We start from the raw sequence: 20,255 nt of genomic DNA, 5'->3' as shown, positions 1-20,255 counted from the left end.
CTATGGCCGCAGAACGCTGGCAATCAGGTATCCACGAATTCTTTCAATCCATTGGCGAGACTGACGACGAGCTAACCAGGATGTTCATGTCGTCGGCATTTTCGCGCATCCCGAAAAAAGATGACGCATCTCCCGCCCCGGAAAATGGCGAGAAAAACGAAGAGCAGAAGTTCCCCGATATCATTCCCATTCTTCCATTGCGCGGAGTTGTGGTATACCCCAATACTGCGGTCCCGTTGACGGTTGGGCAGGCTCGTTCGATCAGATTGGTGGATGATGTTGTCGGTGGGGATAAGCTGGTTGGTCTGGTGGCGGCTCTTGACCCCGAAAAGGAAACGCCGGGCCCGAACGAACTCTATCAGATCGGCACCATTGCGACGGTTCATCGCTTATTGCGTGCGCCGGATGGCACCGTGCGCCTGCTGGTTCAGGGCATTGAACGCTTCCGTCTTGGCGAGTTTGTCGCGGAGGAGCCGTATCTAAAAGCGCATATACACCTGCTTCCTGAGACCGATGAAGATAACCTTGAGACCAACGCCTTGGCGCGTAATGCGCGGGATCAATTCCAACAGATCACGCAGATGATCCCTTCTTTTCCGGATGAACTGGTTGGCTCGATCACTTCTCTTGAAGACCCATTACAAACTGCGTATACCATCGCCAATTTTCAGCGCATTAACTTGAAGGATGCGCAAGAGATTCTTGAGTTGGATTCAGTTTATGAAAAATTAAAAAAACTGATCGGGCTGCTAGTGCGCGAATCTGAAGTACTGACGATCGGACAAAAGATCCAGAACGAAGCGCGCGGAGAAATAGAAAAAGTACAGCGCGAATATTTTCTGCGCGAGCAAATGAAAGCCATTCAACGGGAATTGGGCGAGCGGGATGATCAGTCTGAAGAGGCGGAAGAGTTTCGCAAGAAGATCGAAGATGCGAAAATGCCCGAAGAAGCGCTAAAACAGGCCAAACAGGAGTTGGATCGTTTATCCCGTTTACCGACCGCCGCTGCTGAATACGGAGTCATCCGTACTTATCTGGATTGGCTGGTGGCGCTTCCATGGACAAAATCTACAGAAGATAATCTTGATATTTCCCATGCGCGCGAGATTTTAAATAAGGATCATTTCGGACTTGAAGATGTGAAAGACCGTATCCTTGAGTTCCTTGCGATCCGAAAATTGCGTATTGACCGGAAAGATGACAAAAAGGAAGCTTCGACCGATGAAATCCGTCATGAGCGCGAAGGTGTAATTCTGTGCTTTGTTGGTCCGCCTGGGGTCGGCAAAACATCCTTGGGACAATCCATTGCGCGCGCCATGGAGCGCAAGTTTATCCGCGCATCTTTGGGCGGCGTGCGTGATGAGGCCGAGATCCGCGGACATCGGCGTACTTATATTGGCGCGATGCCGGGGCGGATTTTGCAATCCCTGCGGCGGGTTGATTCCAAGAATCCTGTCTTTATGCTCGATGAAGTGGATAAGCTTACTTATGATTTCCACGGCGATCCCGCTTCGGCATTGCTTGAAGTGTTGGATCCTGAACAAAATGTTGAGTTTCGAGACAATTATCTCGAAGTCTCTTACGATCTTTCGCAAGTTTTCTTTATTACCACCGCCAACACGCTGGAAACCATTCCGCGCCCATTGCTTGACCGCATGGAGCTTATTTTCCTGTCGGGTTATACTGAAAATGAAAAGCTGGCTATTGCGCGCGGGTATCTTATTCCGCGTCAGATCCGAGAGAACAGTTTGCGGGCTGGGGAGATTACTTTCACAGACGATGCCTTGAAAATGATCATCCGTCAATATACGCGCGAAGCGGGCGTGCGTAATCTGGAGCGCAAGATCGGCGCGGTCTGCCGCAAAGCGGGTACAAAGATTGCGGAAGGTAAAATTGAACAATTTGATATTACCCCTGAACTTTTAGATGAATATCTTGACCACCCAATTTTCTTTGGGCCGGAGGAATTGAATAAACGCACATCCATTCCTGGCGTGGTGCCTGGTCTTGCATGGACTTCCTTTGGCGGGGATATATTATTCATCGAATCAACCGCCATGCCTGGCGGGCGTGGTTTTCAGGTGACAGGCTCGATTGGGAATGTTATGCAGGAATCAGCGCGCGCGGCATTGTCATATGTTCGTTCACGCGCCCCGTCGCTGAAAATCCCGCAGGAATTTTTTGAGAAATTTGACATCCACATGCATATTCCATCTGGGGCGCAGCCGAAGGACGGGCCGTCTGCCGGCGTGACCATGGCTACCTCCCTTGTGTCGTTGATCTCAGGACGTAAGGTCAAACCTCAGGTTGGCATGACTGGAGAGATCACATTACGAGGTCAGGTTCTTGCGATTGGCGGCGTCAAAGAAAAGGTACTGGCGGCGCATCGCAATGGTCTTAGGACCGTGATCCTGCCCAAGCGTAATGAACTGGACCTTGATGATGTCCCTGACGAGATCAGGCAATCCATGAAATTTATTTTCGCAGAATCAGTCGATGAGGTTATCAATGCCGCGCTGGAAAAAGCTAAGCCTGTAAAGAAATTGACAGCGAAGCCGCAAAAGAAAAAAATCACAAAAACGAGAGCGAATAAGAATGGCAAAGTCAAAGGTACTGCTCGCAGAAGATGATGTGACAATGGTCGCCTTATTGAAGATCCTGCTAAAAATGGAAGACTTCGATGTGGTGGCACTTCAAGCGGATGCTGATGTCCTGGCGTCTGCTCGTATTGAGAAACCAGACGTGCTCCTGCTTGATCTTCATCTGGCAAATCAGAATGGATTGGATATTTTGGACCAAATTCGAGGCGCGCAGGATGTTTGTGATCTGCCCATCATAATTTCCTCGGGGTCAAATTCGAAGGAAGAATGCCTTAGGCATGGCGCAAATGGTTTTGTGTTAAAGCCCTATATGCCTGACGAGTTGATCACTGCCTTGAAGCAAACGATCAAGGCTTTGTAATGTTCCGTGAAGATACGCGAATTTTGCTTTCCTGAAGACCATGAAGGCGCGCTGGGACTATGGCGCAGCATGGAGATTGGCGTGCAGGTGGGGCGTTCAGATACACTTGAAGAGATAAAGAAAAAACTTCAACGCGATCCCGATCTTTTTTTAATTGCAGAAATTGATAATGAAATTGTTGGCACAATTATCGGCGGCTATGACGGCCGTCGCGGAATGATCTATCATCTTGCGGTTAAGTCAAATTTTCGAAAACATGGGATCGGAACCATGCTTCTCGAGGAAGTTGAAAAACGATTGCGGGATAAGGGCTGCAAAAAATGTTATTTGCTCATCACTGCTGAAAATGCGGCCGCTGCTCAATTTTATGAACGAAACAACTGGCGTGAAATGAAAGAGGACCGTATCTTCGGAAAAGAATTTCCATGACAATTCGATTTGGGATTTTGACTCTCTCTGACCGCTCTGCGCGCGGGGACCGCCCAGATACTTCTGGTCCCGCATTGGCGGATCTGCTCCGCGCTCAAAATTGGGCTGTCGTTGAACAGCTGATCCTTGCCGATGATGAATCCGCCATCCGCGTCAAGCTCGCAGAATGGGCAGACAGTGCTCGATTTGACGTGATCCTGACCACAGGCGGTACAGGTTTTGCGCCGCGTGATGTCACTCCGGAGGCCACTCGTGCAATCATTCAACGTGAAGCTCCAGGGCTTGCTGAATGTATGCGTGCAGAAAGCCTGAAGAAAACTCCCCACGCCATGCTTTCCCGGGCTGTTGCGGGAATTCGCGGAAGGACGTTGATCGTAAATTTGCCGGGCAGTCCAAAAGGTGCCGTAGAGAATCTACAGACCATCCTGCCGATATTGGCTCATGCAGTTCAATTGCTGGGGGATGACCCTGCTTCAGAAGCGACTCATTAAAATTTTAATTTAATTAAATAGAAGGTTGCAATATAGGGAATAAAAAAACAGCAACCGCTTACAATGGTCCATGCAGAAAATGTGATGCGCACTGGAAATTATTTCCCCATTCTGGAACGATACAAAAAACTTTTTCCACCCAACGAATCGGAGTCTACTAAATGGCAGTCGATCAAAAACATTTCTCGAACAGGATGATATTCTGGTTGTTGTGGGTAATGTCTATATCGGTTTTGATTCGTACTGCGTGGTTGGGAGATGATTCATTTATTACCATGCGCACAGTTGACAATTGGATTAATGGGTACGGGCTGGTTTGGAATATTGGAGAAAGAGTACAAACATACACACATCCGATGTGGATGTTGATGTTAAGTGTGGTTTATTTCTTTGTTCGTGATGGATATTTTACATTGTTGATTTTAAATATCTCGGTTTCTATTTTTGTCTTTGCCATTTTCTTCAAATATTATTCAAACGATGATTTTTCCCTCTTGTTCGGTTTTGGAATTCTTGTTTTGTCAAAGGCCTTCATTGATTATTCAACTTCCGGGTTGGAAAACGCATTGACTCATCTCCTACTATTAATATTTGCAATAGAGTTCCTTAAGCCTGTTATTTCCAATAAATCCTCCCATTTATTTATGCTTTCCCTGGTCGCTGGCCTGGCTGCCACAAATAGAATGGACTCTGTTTTGTTTTTCATTCCCGCCTTGATATATGCTTGGGCTAAAGATTTTCGCAATGTTCGCGGAACTGGTTTGTTGTTGGCTGGTTTTTCACCTTTCATGCTTTGGGAGGCGTTTTCTCTCTTTTATTATGGATTCCTTTTCCCAAATACTGCATACGCCAAACTTAATTCAGGAATTCCTGAGCAGGAGTTGCTCCGTCAGGGCATTCTCTATTTTATTAATTCTATTACATGGGATCCCATGACATTAATGGTAATTAGCATAGCTTTGCTGGTTACGGTTGTTTCGAGAGGGAGCGGTGAAAAAATGCTGGCGGTAGGCATTGGTTTGTACCTGATGTACATTTTATATATTGGTGGCGATTTTATGAGCGGCCGTTTTTTTTCGTCAGTGTTTATCCTGAGCGCCTTTCTGTTGACAAAATATGTCAAAGAATTAGATATGAGAAACAGACTGATAATTTCAGGTCTCCTGTTGGTTGCTGGGATTCTATCCCCGGCTTCAACGGTTACCTATTTTTTGAAAGTGCCTGGCTCGACAAACAATCTAAGAGATAATATAGATGCATACAGCATGATTGCCGATGAAAGACAATCCTATTATCAAAGCACAAGCCCGCTTCTGTTGGATAGAGGTATGGAGATGCCAAAGCATCCATGGGTGGAAAATGGAGTTCAATACAAAAAAAATAAAAGTTTGGTGGCTGTTGAAGAAGCGGCTGGGTTCGTGGGGTATTTTGCAGGCCCAGATGTTCATATTATAGATATTTATGCTCTTGGAGATGCTTTATTGTCCCGTCTTGAAGTTGTGGATTACAAACCTTGGCGTATTGGACATTTCCAGCGCGATTTGCCGAATGGATATATTGATACGATAAAAATCGGAAAGAATAAGATAAAAAATCCGGATCTGGCACAATTCTATGACAAATTAAAAATAATTATCAGCGGTGATTTGTACTCAATTGAACGAATAAGGACGATTTTTGAAATGAACACAGGAAAATATGATTACCTAATTGAACGGTATGGACAACTTCCATAGAGTATCGAAAAATATTTTGTGTGATTTGACCTAGCCACGACCCGCAACTCGTTGGTATAATCCGCCCGCTAAAATAAAAAATCAAACAACAAGGAAAGTGCAAGCATGATAGATGTAAATGAACTTCGCAAGGGCGTCACGTTTGAATTGGACGGCAATCTCCTGAAAGTATTGGATTATAGCCATAACAAGACCGGACGCGGTAATGCCAACATTAAAGTAAAAGCCCGTAATTTGTTAACCGGTTCCACCATTGAGCGGACTTTCAGTTCAGGCCAATCTGTGCAGGATGTAAGCCTTGATTTTGCAAATGTCTCGTATTTATATAACGATGGCGATCTGTACTATTTTATGGATAATGTGACCTTCGAGCAGCCCGGCATTAAGAAGGAATCCTTGGGCGAAGCTGCCCAATATCTCAAGGAAGGCATGGAAGTCAAACTCACCTTTTATAAGGGTGAGGCGATTGATGTTGAGATCCCCACCTCTGTCGATCTTAAGGTCGTTGCCGCCGATATGGCGATCCGCGGCGATACTGCCACGGGTGTTACAAAGAAAGTCACCACAGAAACCGGGATTCAGGTGCAATGCCCGAATTTTGTTAACGTAGGTGATACTATTAAAGTAGATACACGTACAGGTGAATATCTAACGCGCGTGTAAATTAATGACCATGGTAAATAAGGAAATTAGTAGGCAGGTACTGGTGCTTGTCTGCTTAAATATGTAATATGAAAACCCCATCTGGGCGTGAATGCCCGCATTTTTTTGGAGATTATTATCGCGGCCGTAATATCGAAGAATGTCGCTTGTTGAAACTTCATGGTCAGGCATGGTCTTCTGACTTGTGCAAGACCTGTCCAGTGCCTGATATTGCGCGCGCCAACTCCTGTCAATATATGCAGTTGAGACTTACAGTGGTGCGCCCCATCACTGCTATGTTTCAGCGCCGTGTTCAAGTGACAGCATTTTGCGAAAAATCCAACAGTAGTGTTGCTGAACCTCAAATAGGCTGTAAAGATTGTCACTCCATGCTGTCAACGTTTGAAGTAATCGAATAATCCCTGCTTCCGGGGGAGGCAAAATAAATGACGCTTACACTGCTGTTGGACCTCGATGATACTCTTCTCGACACAAATCTAGATTCTTTTATCCCGGCTTATTTTCAGGCTTTGGCGAAATATCTCACACCGCAGGTCGCGCCTGAGAAAATGTTTCGCGCCTTGATCTCCGGTATGCGTTCTATGAGCGAAAGTGAGGATTTCTCCCGCACATTGGCGCAGGTTTTTTACGATGATTTTTACTCACAGATCAATGTTCAGCGCGAAGAACTTGATTTTGCCATAGAAAAATTTTACGATAATATATTCCCCACTCTTTCAACTTTGACAGCTCAAAAACATGATGCGAAGCCGTTTGTTGATTGGGCGTTCGCTCAGGGGTTTCGAATTGCTATTGCCACCGATCCGCTGTTGCCGCGCAAAGCCACTCATCATCGCTTGCGTTGGGCCGGATTTGAGCCTGAACAATTTGAGATCGTTTCGACATTTGATCATTTTCATTTTTCGAAGACGCATCCAGCGTATTATGCCGAGATGCTTGGGCGCATGGGCTGGCCGGAAGGTCCCGTGCTTATGGTGGGCAATGATATGGAGCGCGATATCCTTCCCGCGCAAAAGCTTGGATTGGCAACTTATCATATTGACTCCGAATCCGCTTCCAGTCCCAGCCCCGAGACGGGTGCGCGTGGTAAATTGCAGGATCTGCGTCCCTGGCTTGAATCCTCCGATCTCTCATTCTTGATTCCATCCTTTAAGACCGTTGATTCCATCCTTGGAATATTAGCGGCAACCCCAGCCGTGCTGAATGGATTTTCGTATCCTCTCGATACATCTAGTTGGACACATGAGCCAACTTCCGAGGATTGGTCCTTAACTGAATTGGTTTGCCACTTGCGGGATACCGAACGTGAAATACATCATATGCAGATCAAGCCGTTCAAGGAGCAAAGTGAGCCATTTATTCCGCGCCCGGATACGAGTATATGGGCAAGCCAAAGAGATTATCTACATGAAGATGGCAGGCTTGCGTTGGCGGAATTTAATGATGCTCGGCGGGAGTTATTGGTGTTGCTTAAGAATATTGAGGTGGATGAATGGGGGCGCAAAGCACGTCACGCGATTTTTGGCCCGACGGATTTCCTCGAAGTGGTCGGTTTTATTGCTGAGCATGATCGAATGCACATCCAGCAGGCATGGAATACTCTGAAGAATATGTAGAATTTTGGCGTGTCTTCCAGGCGGAATCAGTGTTATAAGCACAGCAAGGGACGAGTTAACCTCTTGTCCCTTTTTTATTTTATTTGAAGATTACTGTTTATTTTTAAGGAGAACTTGTATGACAAGACGTGTAGTTGTAACAGGGCTGGGTTGTATAAGCCCGGTGGGAAATAATGTAAATGATACGTGGCAGGCGCTGCTGGCTGGGAAATCTGGCGCTGCTCCTATCACTGCTTTTGATGCGAGCGCGCATAAAACAAAATTTGCCGCAGAAGTAAAGGGGTTTGATCCTGTGGCATTATTTGGCACGCGTGATGCCCGCAAGATGGACCGCTTTGCGCAGCTTGCGACTGCCGCTACTGTGCAGGCTATGGAGCAATCTGCGTTAAAGATAGACGATGCCAATCGTGACCGCGTCGGCGTTTTGATCGGTACAGGCATTGGCGGCATCATGACCATGTTGGAGCAGTACGAAGTAATGCGGGAACGCGGCCCCGAGCGCGTCAGCCCATTTCTTATTCCCATGATGATCTCTGATAACGCGGCTGGCAACATCGCCATCCGCGTAGGTGCGCGTGGTCCCAATATGGCAATTGCAACTGCATGTGCTTCTGGAACAAATGCTCTGGGCGAAGCCGCTGAAATGATTCGCCGCGGTGCTGCAGATGTGATGATTGCCGGAGGGGCTGAAGCTGCCATCACTGCGCTTTCCATGGCTGGCATGAATGTGATGACCGCTTTGTCCACTCGCAATGATGATCCACAGACAGCTTCGCGCCCTTTTGATAAGAACCGTGATGGATTTTTGATGGGCGAAGGCGCAGGTATGCTGATTCTTGAATCTATTGATTTTGCCCTGGCGCGTGGCGCGAATATCCTGTGTGAATTTTCAGGCTATGGCACAACTGATGATGCGCATCATATCTCCGCCCCCGCTGAAAATGGGGCAGGCGCTGCGATATCAATGAGCCTTGCCCTGCAAAGCGCGGGGTTGATGCCTGCGGATATTGGATATATCAACGCGCATGGAACTTCCACATATTTAAATGACAAAAGTGAGACTGCCGCGATCAAAACGGTATTTGCGGAACAAGCCTACAAGATCCCTGTCTCTTCTACAAAATCCATGACAGGTCATTTGCTGGGCGCATCTGGCGCGGTGGAAGCCGTGTTCAGCGCGATGGCGATCATTAATAATATTTTGCCACCTACGATCAATTACGAGACCCCCGACCCTGTTTGTGATCTTGATTATGTACCCAATCAACCGCGCACAGCTGAGCCAGATTATGTTATGTCGAATTCATTTGGGTTTGGCGGTCATAACGCCACGCTGATCTTGGGTCGTTACAACCCCTAAAGGAGTAAACATGCCATTTGCGCATATTACGGGCTGGGGCATGTTTGTCCCGGAACCGGTATTGACCAATCATGATCTTGCCAAACTCATAGATACCAATGACGAATGGATTCGTGATCATACTGGGATTGGCGAGCGCCACATTGCCCGTGAAAATGAGTTTCCGTCCACGCTCGCGGTCGAGGCATCCCTCAAAGCGTTAGCAGTTGCCAATCTCGCCCCGACCGAACTCGATCTGATTATTTGCTCGACTTCTTCGCCTGAATATATTTTTCCAGCGACGGCCTGTCTAATACAAGACCAGATCGGCGCCACCAGGGCCGGGGCATTTGACCTGCTGGCTGCCTGTTCGGGTTTTATCTTCGCATTGAACATGGCCGCTCAGGCTATTCGCAGCGGTTCCATAAAAAGTGCACTGGTGATCGGATCGGAGACATTATCCCGATTTGTGGATTGGAAGGATCGCAATACCTGCATCCTCTTTGGAGATGGGGCGGGCGCTTTTGTTTTACAGGCAAGCGACAAACCCGGTGGGGTTTTATCCGCAGTAATGCATTCCGATGGCTCGGGCGCGGATTCTTTGACATTGCTTGGAGGCGGTTCCCATCATCCTGCCACAGAACTGACGCTGCGCGAGGGCAAGCATTTTGTCCAAATGGATGGGAAGGCGGTATTCCGTTTTGCCACGCGTGTTATGGGGCGGGCCGTCATAGAAGCGTTGGAAGCAATAGGAATGACAACCAGTGATGTGCAATGGATTATCCCGCATCAGGCGAATTTTCGAATTATTGAAACAGCTGCAAAATTCTTAAAAATGCCGCTTGACAAATTCGTCATCAATGTGGAGCATTATGGAAATACTTCCACAGCCTCAATCCCGATCGCAACTGTGGAGGCTGCTCAAAAGGGACAGCTTAAATCCGGTGACAAAGTTGTGTTTGTCGGTTTTGGCGCGGGTCTTACCTGGGGAGCCATGGTTGTTGAGTGGACTGGACCTATCCCGACCAAGAAACACATTAACCCTGAGCAATATCGGTTCTTCGCGCGTTTGCGCAGATTCGTTCGCCGCGCTATCCGTTACATAGAAAGCTTCTACTCGCGCAAGGAAGTTTAATCATTTTTTTAATCAATTGTGGTAGCATAAGGTCGAAATAAAAAAAAGGAGTGTACTATGGGACTACCACGTGGTGCTGAATGGATCATCATTCTTGTTATCGTCATTCTCTTGTTTGGACCTGGCCGCATCGGCAAGATCGCCGGTGAACTCGGAAAGGGAATTAAAAACTTCCGTGAAGGGCTGGGTGCAAAAGATGAGCAGGTGGCGGAGCCTGAGAATAAAGAAGAAAACAAGTGATTTGCAAAATAAGGCTCTCTGAAAAGAGAGCCTTATTTTTTATTTTGGGCATGTTTTACGCAGCGGATATTTTAAGCTCTTAATTGAGTTACAAGCTCTTCAGGATCTGTAGCAGGCAGCTTGCAAACAAAGTCCTCACAAATATATGCATTTGGTTTTCCATCTGCTGGGCGCCGTTCGGGTCGGTAAATTTTCTGTTCATTTCGTCGGTCAGTTCATGGGCAGATACGAACCATTTATTATTAAAATCTGTTTGATATAGCTCAAGTAATCCCAATATGAGGCGTAGTCTTCAAGAAAAACCGCGCTTGTTGCTGCGTAGTTGTGCCATGCGCGGACCAATTGATTATTTGGTCTCAATGCGGAAAGCAGAAAATCTGCGCTGCGGGTAGCCACCTTGTAGTATTTGTTCTCAGGTGGAGAAACATTTTTTTCTGTATCGGAATATTGGGGGGATCGCCAGTTTGGCGGGGACACTTCGTTGATCTTGAAGCGGCTTCAGCAAAAGTTGCTAGTATAAGACCATTCCATCTCGCGCATGACAAAGTCGAGGGTTGCTTCAACGATCCGTTTATAGGCGGGATCCTTGGTGACCTGCCATGCCCGCAGATAAATTCGTGCGAGCATGGCATTGTCATAAAGCATTTTCTCGTAATGGTGTACCCAATCGCACAAACGGAGTTTTGTTTTCAGCACGATTATCTGTCGGTAGTTATGGTCTAATGGCTCACTAAGGATTTGAGATACCAGCCAGTTGTGTCTCCATCTCAGTTGGCGAATTGACTGGCTGTAAACAAACAAATCCTTGACATACGTATGCTGTTGGAAGATCATTCAATAGAGGTCTATCTTTCAGCAAGGCTGGCGCATCCGGCTCCGGCGGGTAATTGGAAATCGCAGTTACCTGTCGGGGTCGGAACGTTTTCCAAAGGGTGTTCAATAATTCTTTGGTTTCGGTATGCTGTGAGTCGCCGATAATTGCCACTTCACGAGTCGGACCAACGGCAAAATCAGCCGCGCACAACCATTGTGCGAAGGCAGTTGGATAACGTAGCATGGCTCCATATACTGAGGAAAGCATCTCCTCGGCAAGATCTCGCCAATCCGTCCTATCCCCATACGCTGCCAGCTCGAGTAGGGCAGTAGCGGCGAGTGCATTCCCAGACGGGGTGGCATTGTCCTGAATATCTTTCGGACGTACAAGGAGGGTTTCATGGTCGTCGCGGGTATCGAAAAAACCTCCATTGGGATCAACGAAGTGTTCAACCATTTCATCGGCGAGTTTCAAAGCCGAAAGATACCATTCTTTATTCGGATCGGATTGGTACAACGCCAAAAGCGCCAAGATCAGACCGGCATAGTCTTCCAGGTAGGCATTGTGCTTTGCCTGTCCCTCCCGCCAGGATCGGTGTAGCCTATTATTTACATATAGATTATTCAACAAGAACTGTGCGTTACGAATGGCAACCTGTAAATAATCCAGCCTATTAAGATAACGTCCTGCCTCTGCAAAGGCTTTGAGCATCAGGGAATTCCACATCACCAGCACTTTGTCGTCGGTGGCGGGGCGGATGCGTGAACTTCTTGCTTCTAAAAGTCTTGCATGACATTTGGATAATTTCTGCCAAAGTTCTACTTGCTCCATTTTGAAGCGGGCTGCGAGTGTCGAATCATCCAGGGCACGTTGCAGGATGGTGTTGCCTTCCCAATTCCCTGAAGGGGTAATGCCATATGCGGCTTTGAAAAAGTCGAAATCAGAACCTAGGACTCCTTCAAGTTCGTCCTGTGTCCAGACATAGAATTTCCCTTCTTCACCATCTGAATCGGCATCCAAGCTGCTGAAAAATCCACCATCTGAATGCGTCATTTCGCGCAGGACAAAATCCAGCGTCTCCTCGCAAACCCTGCGATAGTCGGTGTTGCCAGTGACCAAATATCCATGTAGATAAGCCAAGGCTAACTGGGCATTATCATATGTCATTTTTTCAAAATGTGGTGTTCTCCAAAAATTATCGACGCTATAACGGGAAAATCCGCCGCCGACAACATCATACATCCCGCCGCGTGACATTGCACTTAAGGTATGAATGACAGCCTTTATTATTTGTTCGCGTTGAGTTGTATCGATGGTAGCTCGACGTAAAAGAAATTCGATGGTCATGGGTTGCGGAAACTTTGGCGCCGAACCCCAGCCTCCATATCCCCAATCGTAAGATTCAATCAGGTTCTTTATAGCTGCTTGGAGAGCATCTGTAGTTATTTCATTTCTATTCTCAGGCTTGTGTATGGGCGGACGAATGTGTTCGAGTACCTGATTCCCAACTCGATCCACTTCCTGAACATCTTCATGCCATGCCTTGGCGATGTTTGATAATACTTCTTTGAAGGAAGGCATGTTATATCGACGAACAGGGGGGAAGTATGTGCCGGCGTAAAATGGACGCAAGTCAGGTGTTAAGAAGACAGACATTGGCCAGCCGCCAGATCCGGTCATGGCAACGGTAGCTTGCATATAAATTCCATCCACATCTGGGCGTTCTTCTCTATCCACCTTGATGCTGATAAATTCTTGATTCATTAGCGTAGCGGTTTCACGGTCCTCAAAACTTTCCTCCCTCATGCGGTGGCACCAGTGGCAAGCTGCATAGCCAATACTCAGAAAAATGGGTTTGTTTTCTGCCTTTGCCTTATCGATGGCTTCCATGCCCCACGGATGCCAATCCACGGGATTATTTGCGTGTTGAAGCAGGTAAGGAGAATTTTCCGAGGCAAGATGATTAGGCATAAGATACCTCTATGAGTAAAATCAAAATTAACTTTTAAAAGATTATAGCCCATGCTGATAAAGTGTAAGTGAGAATGTTGATTCAAGATTAGTTCTGGATGTTGTTTATACGGGTACTTATACCCGTATACCAGATTTGTGCCCCGCCAGCCGGATCCGATTGCGGTTGTGAGATGGAAAAATACAGCGTTTATGAAAGCTTGTTGTTAAATATAACCAAAATCGTTCACTTCAAGACGAGGAGGTGCATGTTTGGAATTCTGTCTGCAAACAGGTTAGCCATAATCACTTGGAAACACGGCTACTAGAATTACCTGATCGTTTTCTGAATAAGTTTAATTCAGGAATTTTCAATGATACGTTTCTGGCTCGCTATGGCCACACTGTTTGTCCGTTGTTTATTTGATTTGTCCATTAGAAGTTGCCCTATCATCAATTTCGGATGAGAATTCAATTACCTATTCAAGTCTATGATCCCGGCGTTAACCTCTCTCCTTTAATCTTTTGCAAAGCTCACGCATTACAGCCAGGCTTACTTCCGGGCGTTCACGCAGCAGGCTTTCGAAATTCAATCGGTCAATGCATAGCACACGCACATCGCCGAGGGCGATCACTGAAGCAATGCGCGTGTCGCCGCTGATGAGCGACATCTCGCCGACCACATCGCCTGTTAGGCGGCGGGCAATTTCCTTTTCAGTCTGGCTCTCATTGTTCACCACGATCCGCACTTTGCCGGAGACGATCAGATACATTTCATCTCCCGCCTCCCCTTGTTCGCAAATGATTTCATCATTCACAAAATCGTACTCGGTGGCGATCGCGGCCACACGCTGCAAGTCTGCGGGGGAAAGATCGACGAGCAGGGGCACGCGGCGCAGCAACAACACACGTTCCATTGTTGAAAGGGTGGTTAAAGTTTCCATGGGTTCCTCCTTTGCAAAATTCGCGCAGGCACACAGCCAGCCATCTTTTTCGTTTGTCAATTCTGCAAGCGCATCATCCACGCTCATCGTGGGGCGCGTATTGTCAACACTTTCCCAAACGCGAAACAACGGACGAATGAGCGCAGCCTCGCGAATCGATTCGAGAGTTTCGAGTGCATTCGAAACTTGATGATTCAAATTCTCGATCGCCACCAAGATCGTTTCGCGGTTATCGAGCAGGCTCAATGCTTTCAATGCAAAAGTCCCATCGCGGCGGGCGCGGTTCTGTAATGAATCGGCCAGCATCTGGATTCTTTCATTTTTATTTTGATGAATGGCTAGCCGCAGATCTTCGAACCGAAGCGACGACTCGACGCGGAGTTTGATATGCTTGCGGATTTGTCCCGCTTCTTTCCACGCCGATAATTGATCCAGCGCAAGGAGCGCTCCCTCTTCTGAATCGAGTTTCGCCAAAGAACCCAGCACCGCGGGCAGACTTACATCTCCGATCTTTCCCAATGCGGATGCCGCGCCAGCTTTGAGCGAGGTATGTTCTGCGGCTAATGAGGTTATTAGTTCTGGAATGGCGAAAGTTCCGCACGAAGCCAATGCTGAAGCCGCGGCGCATCGCACAGCAATTGGCGCATGTTCATCACTAAGTTCAGTGGAGAAAAGCACGAGCGCGTCAGGGTCGCCAACTTCTGCGAGCGCGTTCAAGGCCATGACGCGTTCATCCACATTTCCGAGCATGGATAATTTACGGAGCTGGCTTCGGGACGGATGAGTTGGGTCCACCGAAAGCAAGGCGACGATGGCGCGCACTTTCACAAGCGGATCTTGGTCATCAAGCATTTTTGTGAGCAAGGCGCTCAGGCCGCGCGGATAGGGAGTCAGTGCCCGAAGGGAATCCACTGCCTGGGCGCGGAGAGCAGGCTGAGGGGCGGAAAGAAGCGCGGCAATATCGAGCAGGGCGGAAGATGCTTGCAGGCGTGAAAGTCCCTTTAATGCGGAAATGCGAACATCGGTGTCTTCATCAAAAAGCGCATGAACGAGTGTGTCGGCTGCGGAAGAGTGTGATGCGATGATTTCCGTCGAGACACGGCGCACAATTGGGTCGGGATTCTTCATGCCGTCAAGTGCGGCGTGGATCGCAACCGCGTCAGGACGATTGCTTGCATTGAAGAGTGTGGGACGTCCCTTGCGCAGAGAATCAACGAGGGCGAAGTTATAAGCGCGGCTCGCAGACCAAATGATAAAAGTCGCGATAATCGCTGAGGCAAGCCCAACAAGGGCGAGTTGATGTGATGCAAAAACGATGGTGACGAGACCCGCGAGGAATGTCCCTGCCTGCTCGGGGATACCGCCAATGAAAGCGCGAACTTGATCACGCCTTGCGGGTGGAATCGCGTTGAACATGGCTTGATAGGCTGAATCTGCAATGCCCAAAAGCCAAAGCATTTGTATGAAACGAAATGCAATAATGACAGCGAATGTATTTGAAATGACGAGGCCGCCAAAACCGATCAGGTAAATGACAGGCAGGGAAAGGATGGCGTTCATGATGCCGAAGCGCACATACAGGCGATTGGCAATGAAGGTGGATGCGAGAAATGCTGCAGCGGTGCAGATGCCTTCGAAGAGACCGAGGAAACCCGCCAATGCTTTTTCATCTCCCAGATATTGCGATGTGGCGGCTTGCGCAAAAGGCAGGTCAATACAGCGATATAAAATGGAAAATAGAATCGCGGCGATGGAAATCCATTTCATCAGCGGGGAACCGCGCACGAATAGGTAGCCTTGCTGCATTTCTTGAATTAGAGTGAGTTGTTTTTGTTTGCCATGCGCTTTGCGAGGCTGCTCAACAGGGACTCGGTCTCTCATCAGGGCGCGGGTAAGGGCGAATGCGAGGAGCAGCATCCCCACCCAAACCAACAGAAGGTTTTGCGTTCCGATTTGGTTGACCAAAAAGCCTGTGCCAAATCCGCCGATGACCGCGCCGAGAATGCGCCCCGCGCTGAACAGCGGAAAGAGCCGCTTCGATTGGCGCGTATCGCAGACGGTGCTCGCGATTCCCCACACCACCAAACTGACGAGTGAGTTGATGACTTCCTTGCCAAGCCACAAAATCGGATAGATGATTCTCCATGTGCTGAAAAGAGCCAGCCACGCGAAAACGGTCAAGATGGCAATACCGATGGGAATGAAGATGTACAGTGTTTCGCGGCGGACTCTCCCAAGCAGGGCGGTGATCCCCAATGATGTGACGAGGGAAATAATTCCCAATGGCAGATACATGTAGGGCAGATATTCCACGCCATAGCGCGTGAGAAATAATGTCCCGATGCTGGTGCTGCCCAATGTGAATCCAGCCGAGGTCAGCAGCATCACACCGATGACGAGCAAAGCCATTCGGCTTTCGTCTGCGTGGATGTTTAAGAGGGTGCGGATTCGGGATGGCATTGAATTAGTGAATGGATATCAGTCGGCAGTAGGAAGGAATCAAAGCACGTTATGAGTTTGTTCTCATCAGGTGCTTAATGCTCTCAAACCATGTGAGGTACGGTTTTTCTATGGCAAACATCATTTTGACCATGATGCGGGCCAGCCATAAGGGTTTAGGTCGGAAGAGTTTCATACGCAATTCAACATGTGTCCGATGTCCATCATCGAGCGGTGTGAAAATATACATGCTGCGATATTCGCTGCTGCCATCCACGCTGTGGCAGGTGGCGTATTCGAACGGCCTCCAATCCACCATAACTTCCTCGGTGGCGCCTTTGCCATGCGCGCAATGATTCTTCGCGCCGATCCCGTTCCTTCCATTTGGGCGAGCAATAGCCGACCAATGGCCGTTATCCCCCATGGCCTGCGAGCGGCGCTGGATGTCCATTAGCCAATCCCAGACAATGTGAGGCGGCGCATCGAAATCAAATTCGAAGCTGTAATCCGCCTCCTCGGGCGAAATGATCACGCGGTTGGCCACGACCATTTCATAGTACCGCGGATGAATATCCATGCTGAGAGTTGAGATATCGCCAAGATGTTCGTAGGATTCAATCTGCGCGTGTAAGCCTTCGGGATGGATGTTGATATGTTCCAGTGCTTTTTCGGTGAACAATGTGTATGCGCGCCAGCCTGTCTTTTCGACAATATGATTTTTAGTCAGGCGGTGGATCAGGTTGATATCCGAGCCGACCAGTTCGCGGATCCCTGAAATATTCTGGGTAATGTAATCGCCGTGATGAACGAAGAATTTGAGATCGAGAGATGGGATGGCTGCGCAGGCGCGGCAGGTGCAGGTGGTTTGCCGTTCGCACATATCACGGCGTTGGCGAAAAGCGAAATAGGTACCTTCGATTAATTCTAAAAGCCGCTCGCCATTGGGCAGGTTGGATTCGTTTACGTTAGCGAAGATCGCGTCACCCTCCAACTTGGATATGGTCAGCGCCTGCTTGAATTGGTCAACGATGGTTGCGAGCAGATCGGTCAGGATTTCCTGCGCATGTTCGAGTTCCACCTGCGCGAGGTAGGATGTGTAGCCGCTGATGTCAGCGAGGACAAGATAGCCGTGCTCGGTTTCAGATGTCATTTTTCCTCGTGATGGAATAAATAAAAAATTGTCATATGCATCTTTTCAAGGTCAATAAGACAAACCAGTCTGCAGGCGCGGCGCTTCCTTAAGTTTTATCGGTTCTTCAATGTCGCTGAAAAGGAAAGTGACTGTTCCAATTGGAGCATGAGATATTATGACAAGTTTGTGTTTGCGAGATGGTTGACCATAAATTACCTTTTAAGAATCTGTAAGAATTATTCCTGCATTATAGCGTGGTCTGTTTTTGGATGGAGAATTACCCGATGCTCAACTTTATTTCGATCGGATTTTACATTACAAATCAGATTGAAATTAGTTTCATTTGGAGCGAGGTGCAAAATTTAGAAATGGTGTGATTTTTTGATCTTTCCTTCGAGCAACAGATATGTTATTAGGGTGACCAACATCATTACGCCAAAGATCGTGTACATTTGTGCGCCGCCCGCATTCTCAAACAGGAGTGCGCTAAGGTAGCCCCCGCCTGCTGATCCAAAGCCAAAAAGCATGGCGCTAAAAACTCCCTGTGCAGTCGCGTTTAAACCAGCTGGTGCATTTTCATTTGCGTAAGAAACACCGGCTACCCATAAAGCCGAAAATGTAACCCCATTAATTAGTTGGAAAACGAGAATACCCTCGGCAGAATCAAATATGACATACAGGAATAGCCGTAGTGTTGTTGCGATCATGGCAATGACCAATAGCCCATGTGGTTTGAATCGCGCAAGCAGGCGGTCTGAAAAAAATAGGACGGGTAATTCAGAAATTGTGGCGATGCCCAGGGCGGCGCCCATCAGGCTTTTGCTGATTCCGAGTTCATCCATGTATGCAAACAAATATAGATTGATGCTCGTGAATGCGATACCGCAAATAAGGGTGGTAATAAGAAAAAGGATCAGCCTCTTATTTGAAAATAAAGCGCGCAATCCATTTCTATAAGATGTGTCCTGCTTGATTGGATTGAAAACAAATTTCTGGCTGACCAGAAAGCCAAGGAACATTAGGAACGCGTAGGACCAGAATGCCCAATTCAATCCCAGTTTGCTGATCAATATGCCTGCAATTGGTGCGGCGATACCCCAACCAAACGTTCCGCCCACCCGCACACGCCCATACATATGTTTATCGCCCCCGAGCATGGAAATGGTGGCGGTATCTGCCAGTGAATTAACAGGCGCTCCCAAAAAAGAAAACACCGCTATAAGCAAAAAAACAGCCGTAATCGTTTTTATGGATGGAAATATTAGAACCAAAGCCAGCGAAAGCAGCAGTGTGGAACTCAGTACAAGTTTATAGCGGTGGCTTATATCGGCGATTCCCGTCCAAAACGGTGCGCCGACCAAAGTGATCAATGGAGAAATTCCAAAAAGCAATCCGATCTGGGAGCCCGTAAAATTCAGACTCTGATAATACAAAACCAGATAGGGTAAAAAGCTGGCGTTTGCGGCAAAGTACAGGAAATAAAAGGAGAATGGCCAGATTTTCTTCATTGTGAGTCAGGGGCTTGTAGTTGTCCGCGTGATTTAATGGTGGCAATGGATTTCGTTATAAGGCGGCAGGCTTGAAAAGACTGCGGATTGAAAGTTATGGACATTTTTGTCTCCATGTAACCAGAATTATATGTTCTGTGTGAATTTTCTTGACACTCGGATTATGCCGTGCGTTGCCGCCTTGCGGATTCGTTTTCTTTACTCGTAAACGAAGTTTACCCGTAAAATTATTTTTGACAGCCTAACTATATGGGGGATTAACAATCGATGGCATTTGGCTATAATTACACTATCTTATAAACCCTGAGGAGAAAGAAATGAAGAAAATTAATATATTGTTCGCGGTCATCGTTCTTGTTCTGGCGTCCCTTGCCTGCCAAACTGTAATGGGTGGCGGCGATGAGGATGGCGGGAATAATAGTTTTGAGATTCCAGATTTGCCCGAGATCACTGAAGTTCCCCAAAGCAATGGAAATGACGCCGAAGTCCCTCCGACGCTTCCTCCTGAACTTGGCGGAGATGGTTTTACTCTGGGTGGTGAAACGGATTTCCCTTTGCCCGATGATGCCTCCAACCTGATCAATATGGGCAATGATATTGTTAACTTCCAGACGAATTTATCTCTTGCTGATGCGATGAATTTTTACCGTGATGAATTTGGCAAGCTGGGTTATACCGAAAGGGATGGATTGACTGTGACTTCAGACACCACATTCAGTATGGTCTATGATGGACATGAAAGCGGTATGGCTGTCACAGTTCAAGGTGTGGACCTTGGGGATGGCACAGTTAATATTTCCATTACGCTTGTAGATATGTAGCTCTTGTACGAAAACAGGGTCGGCTTATCGTTGCTCT

At 47.6% G+C, this 20,255-nt stretch carries 17 protein-coding genes; 12 read left to right on the top strand and 5 right to left on the bottom strand.

Translation table 11 applies throughout. From position 1 onward, the window contains the following. Positions 1-2 precede the first annotated feature (2 nt). The 11 genes from lon to tatA all read left to right on the top strand — a co-directional run bounded on the left by lon (position 3) and on the right by tatA (position 10,610). Positions 3-2,630 carry an endopeptidase La gene (gene lon, locus IPL17_RS15440; protein WP_345307972.1) on the top strand — a complete coding sequence of 876 codons (2,628 nt, stop codon included), beginning with the start codon at positions 3-5 and terminating at the stop codon, positions 2,628-2,630. Next, complete coding sequence (locus IPL17_RS15435) at positions 2,596-2,961, top strand: response regulator (protein ID WP_345307971.1); 366 nt, start codon at positions 2,596-2,598, stop codon at positions 2,959-2,961. Before lon ends, IPL17_RS15435 begins: the two co-directional genes overlap by 35 nt. Positions 2,962-2,967: 6 nt before the next feature. Then, a complete protein-coding gene (locus IPL17_RS15430; protein WP_345307970.1) occupies positions 2,968-3,390 on the top strand; it encodes a GNAT family N-acetyltransferase in 423 nt (140 codons plus the stop codon). Continuing rightward, positions 3,387-3,881, top strand: coding sequence for a MogA/MoaB family molybdenum cofactor biosynthesis protein (locus IPL17_RS15425; protein WP_345307969.1), 495 nt, complete (start codon positions 3,387-3,389; stop codon positions 3,879-3,881). The genes IPL17_RS15430 and IPL17_RS15425 overlap by 4 nt, the downstream gene beginning before the upstream one ends. A gap of 161 nt (positions 3,882-4,042) precedes the next feature. Further along, complete coding sequence (locus IPL17_RS15420; RefSeq protein ID WP_345307968.1) at positions 4,043-5,617, top strand: hypothetical protein; 1,575 nt, start codon at positions 4,043-4,045, stop codon at positions 5,615-5,617. A gap of 105 nt (positions 5,618-5,722) precedes the next feature. Further along, on the top strand, positions 5,723-6,280 hold the full coding sequence (gene efp, locus IPL17_RS15415; RefSeq protein ID WP_345307967.1) for an elongation factor P: 558 nt from the start codon (positions 5,723-5,725) through the stop codon (positions 6,278-6,280). 68 nt (positions 6,281-6,348) lie between these two features. Beyond that, positions 6,349-6,678 carry a hypothetical protein gene (locus tag IPL17_RS15410; RefSeq protein ID WP_345307966.1) on the top strand — a complete coding sequence of 110 codons (330 nt, stop codon included), beginning with the start codon at positions 6,349-6,351 and terminating at the stop codon, positions 6,676-6,678. 27 nt (positions 6,679-6,705) lie between these two features. Beyond that, positions 6,706-7,896, top strand: a complete 1,191-nt coding sequence (locus IPL17_RS15405) for a DinB family protein (protein WP_345307965.1) — start codon at positions 6,706-6,708, stop codon at positions 7,894-7,896. Positions 7,897-8,014: 118 nt separating this feature from the next. Next, entirely contained in the window at positions 8,015-9,256 is a 1,242-nt protein-coding gene (fabF, locus tag IPL17_RS15400) for a beta-ketoacyl-ACP synthase II (protein WP_345307964.1), read from the top strand. A 10-nt stretch (positions 9,257-9,266) separates the two neighbouring features. Next, positions 9,267-10,370, top strand: coding sequence for a beta-ketoacyl-ACP synthase III (locus tag IPL17_RS15395; RefSeq protein WP_345307963.1), 1,104 nt, complete (start codon positions 9,267-9,269; stop codon positions 10,368-10,370). A 57-nt stretch (positions 10,371-10,427) separates the two neighbouring features. Then, positions 10,428-10,610 carry a twin-arginine translocase TatA/TatE family subunit gene (tatA, locus tag IPL17_RS15390; RefSeq protein WP_345307962.1) on the top strand — a complete coding sequence of 61 codons (183 nt, stop codon included), beginning with the start codon at positions 10,428-10,430 and terminating at the stop codon, positions 10,608-10,610. A gap of 498 nt (positions 10,611-11,108) precedes the next feature. On the opposite strand, the gene IPL17_RS15385 is transcribed toward tatA, so the two are convergent. From IPL17_RS15385 to IPL17_RS15365, 5 genes are all read right to left on the bottom strand, one after another. Continuing rightward, the gene (locus IPL17_RS15385; RefSeq protein WP_345307961.1) at positions 11,109-11,306 is read right to left on the bottom strand and encodes a hypothetical protein; all 198 of its coding nucleotides are present in this window, start codon (positions 11,304-11,306) and stop codon (positions 11,109-11,111) included. A gap of 34 nt (positions 11,307-11,340) precedes the next feature. After that, a complete protein-coding gene (locus IPL17_RS15380; RefSeq protein WP_345307960.1) occupies positions 11,341-13,395 on the bottom strand; it encodes a thioredoxin domain-containing protein in 2,055 nt (684 codons plus the stop codon). 482 nt (positions 13,396-13,877) lie between these two features. Beyond that, positions 13,878-16,778: an MFS transporter gene (locus IPL17_RS15375; protein ID WP_345307959.1), complete on the bottom strand. Its 2,901-nt coding sequence runs from the start codon at positions 16,776-16,778 to the stop codon at positions 13,878-13,880. Positions 16,779-16,827: 49 nt separating this feature from the next. Further along, entirely contained in the window at positions 16,828-17,907 is a 1,080-nt protein-coding gene (locus IPL17_RS15370; protein WP_345307958.1) for a DUF2652 domain-containing protein, read from the bottom strand. A 344-nt stretch (positions 17,908-18,251) separates the two neighbouring features. After that, the gene (locus IPL17_RS15365) at positions 18,252-19,397 is read right to left on the bottom strand and encodes a major facilitator superfamily domain-containing protein 6 (RefSeq protein ID WP_345307957.1); all 1,146 of its coding nucleotides are present in this window, start codon (positions 19,395-19,397) and stop codon (positions 18,252-18,254) included. Between the two features lie 317 nt (positions 19,398-19,714). Here IPL17_RS15365 and IPL17_RS15360 point away from each other — a divergent pair, with 317 nt between their 5' ends. Further along, complete coding sequence (locus IPL17_RS15360; protein ID WP_345307956.1) at positions 19,715-20,218, top strand: hypothetical protein; 504 nt, start codon at positions 19,715-19,717, stop codon at positions 20,216-20,218. Positions 20,219-20,255 lie beyond the last annotated feature (37 nt).

This window comes from Candidatus Villigracilis saccharophilus (assembly GCF_016711665.1).
This window is presented reverse-complemented; position numbering and strand designations above follow the sequence as displayed.

Bases quoted from the DNA above. Each gene is read 5' to 3' on its own strand.
- lon (WP_345307972.1), top strand. From the start codon at position 3: ATGGCCGCAGAACGCTGGCAATCAGGTATCCACGAATTCTTTCAATCC.
- IPL17_RS15435 (WP_345307971.1), top strand. From the start codon at position 2,596: ATGGCAAAGTCAAAGGTACTGCTCGCAGAAGATGATGTGACAATGGTC.
- IPL17_RS15425 (WP_345307969.1), top strand. From the start codon at position 3,387: ATGACAATTCGATTTGGGATTTTGACTCTCTCTGACCGCTCTGCGCGC.
- IPL17_RS15420 (WP_345307968.1), top strand. From the start codon at position 4,043: ATGGCAGTCGATCAAAAACATTTCTCGAACAGGATGATATTCTGGTTG.
- efp (WP_345307967.1), top strand. From the start codon at position 5,723: ATGATAGATGTAAATGAACTTCGCAAGGGCGTCACGTTTGAATTGGAC.
- IPL17_RS15410 (WP_345307966.1), top strand. From the start codon at position 6,349: ATGAAAACCCCATCTGGGCGTGAATGCCCGCATTTTTTTGGAGATTAT.
- IPL17_RS15405 (WP_345307965.1), top strand. From the start codon at position 6,706: ATGACGCTTACACTGCTGTTGGACCTCGATGATACTCTTCTCGACACA.
- fabF (WP_345307964.1), top strand. From the start codon at position 8,015: ATGACAAGACGTGTAGTTGTAACAGGGCTGGGTTGTATAAGCCCGGTG.
- IPL17_RS15395 (WP_345307963.1), top strand. From the start codon at position 9,267: ATGCCATTTGCGCATATTACGGGCTGGGGCATGTTTGTCCCGGAACCG.
- tatA (WP_345307962.1), top strand. From the start codon at position 10,428: ATGGGACTACCACGTGGTGCTGAATGGATCATCATTCTTGTTATCGTC.
- IPL17_RS15380 (WP_345307960.1), bottom strand. From the start codon at position 13,395: ATGCCTAATCATCTTGCCTCGGAAAATTCTCCTTACCTGCTTCAACAC.
- IPL17_RS15375 (WP_345307959.1), bottom strand. From the start codon at position 16,778: ATGCCATCCCGAATCCGCACCCTCTTAAACATCCACGCAGACGAAAGC.
- IPL17_RS15370 (WP_345307958.1), bottom strand. From the start codon at position 17,907: ATGACATCTGAAACCGAGCACGGCTATCTTGTCCTCGCTGACATCAGC.
- IPL17_RS15365 (WP_345307957.1), bottom strand. From the start codon at position 19,397: ATGAAGAAAATCTGGCCATTCTCCTTTTATTTCCTGTACTTTGCCGCA.
- IPL17_RS15360 (WP_345307956.1), top strand. From the start codon at position 19,715: ATGAAGAAAATTAATATATTGTTCGCGGTCATCGTTCTTGTTCTGGCG.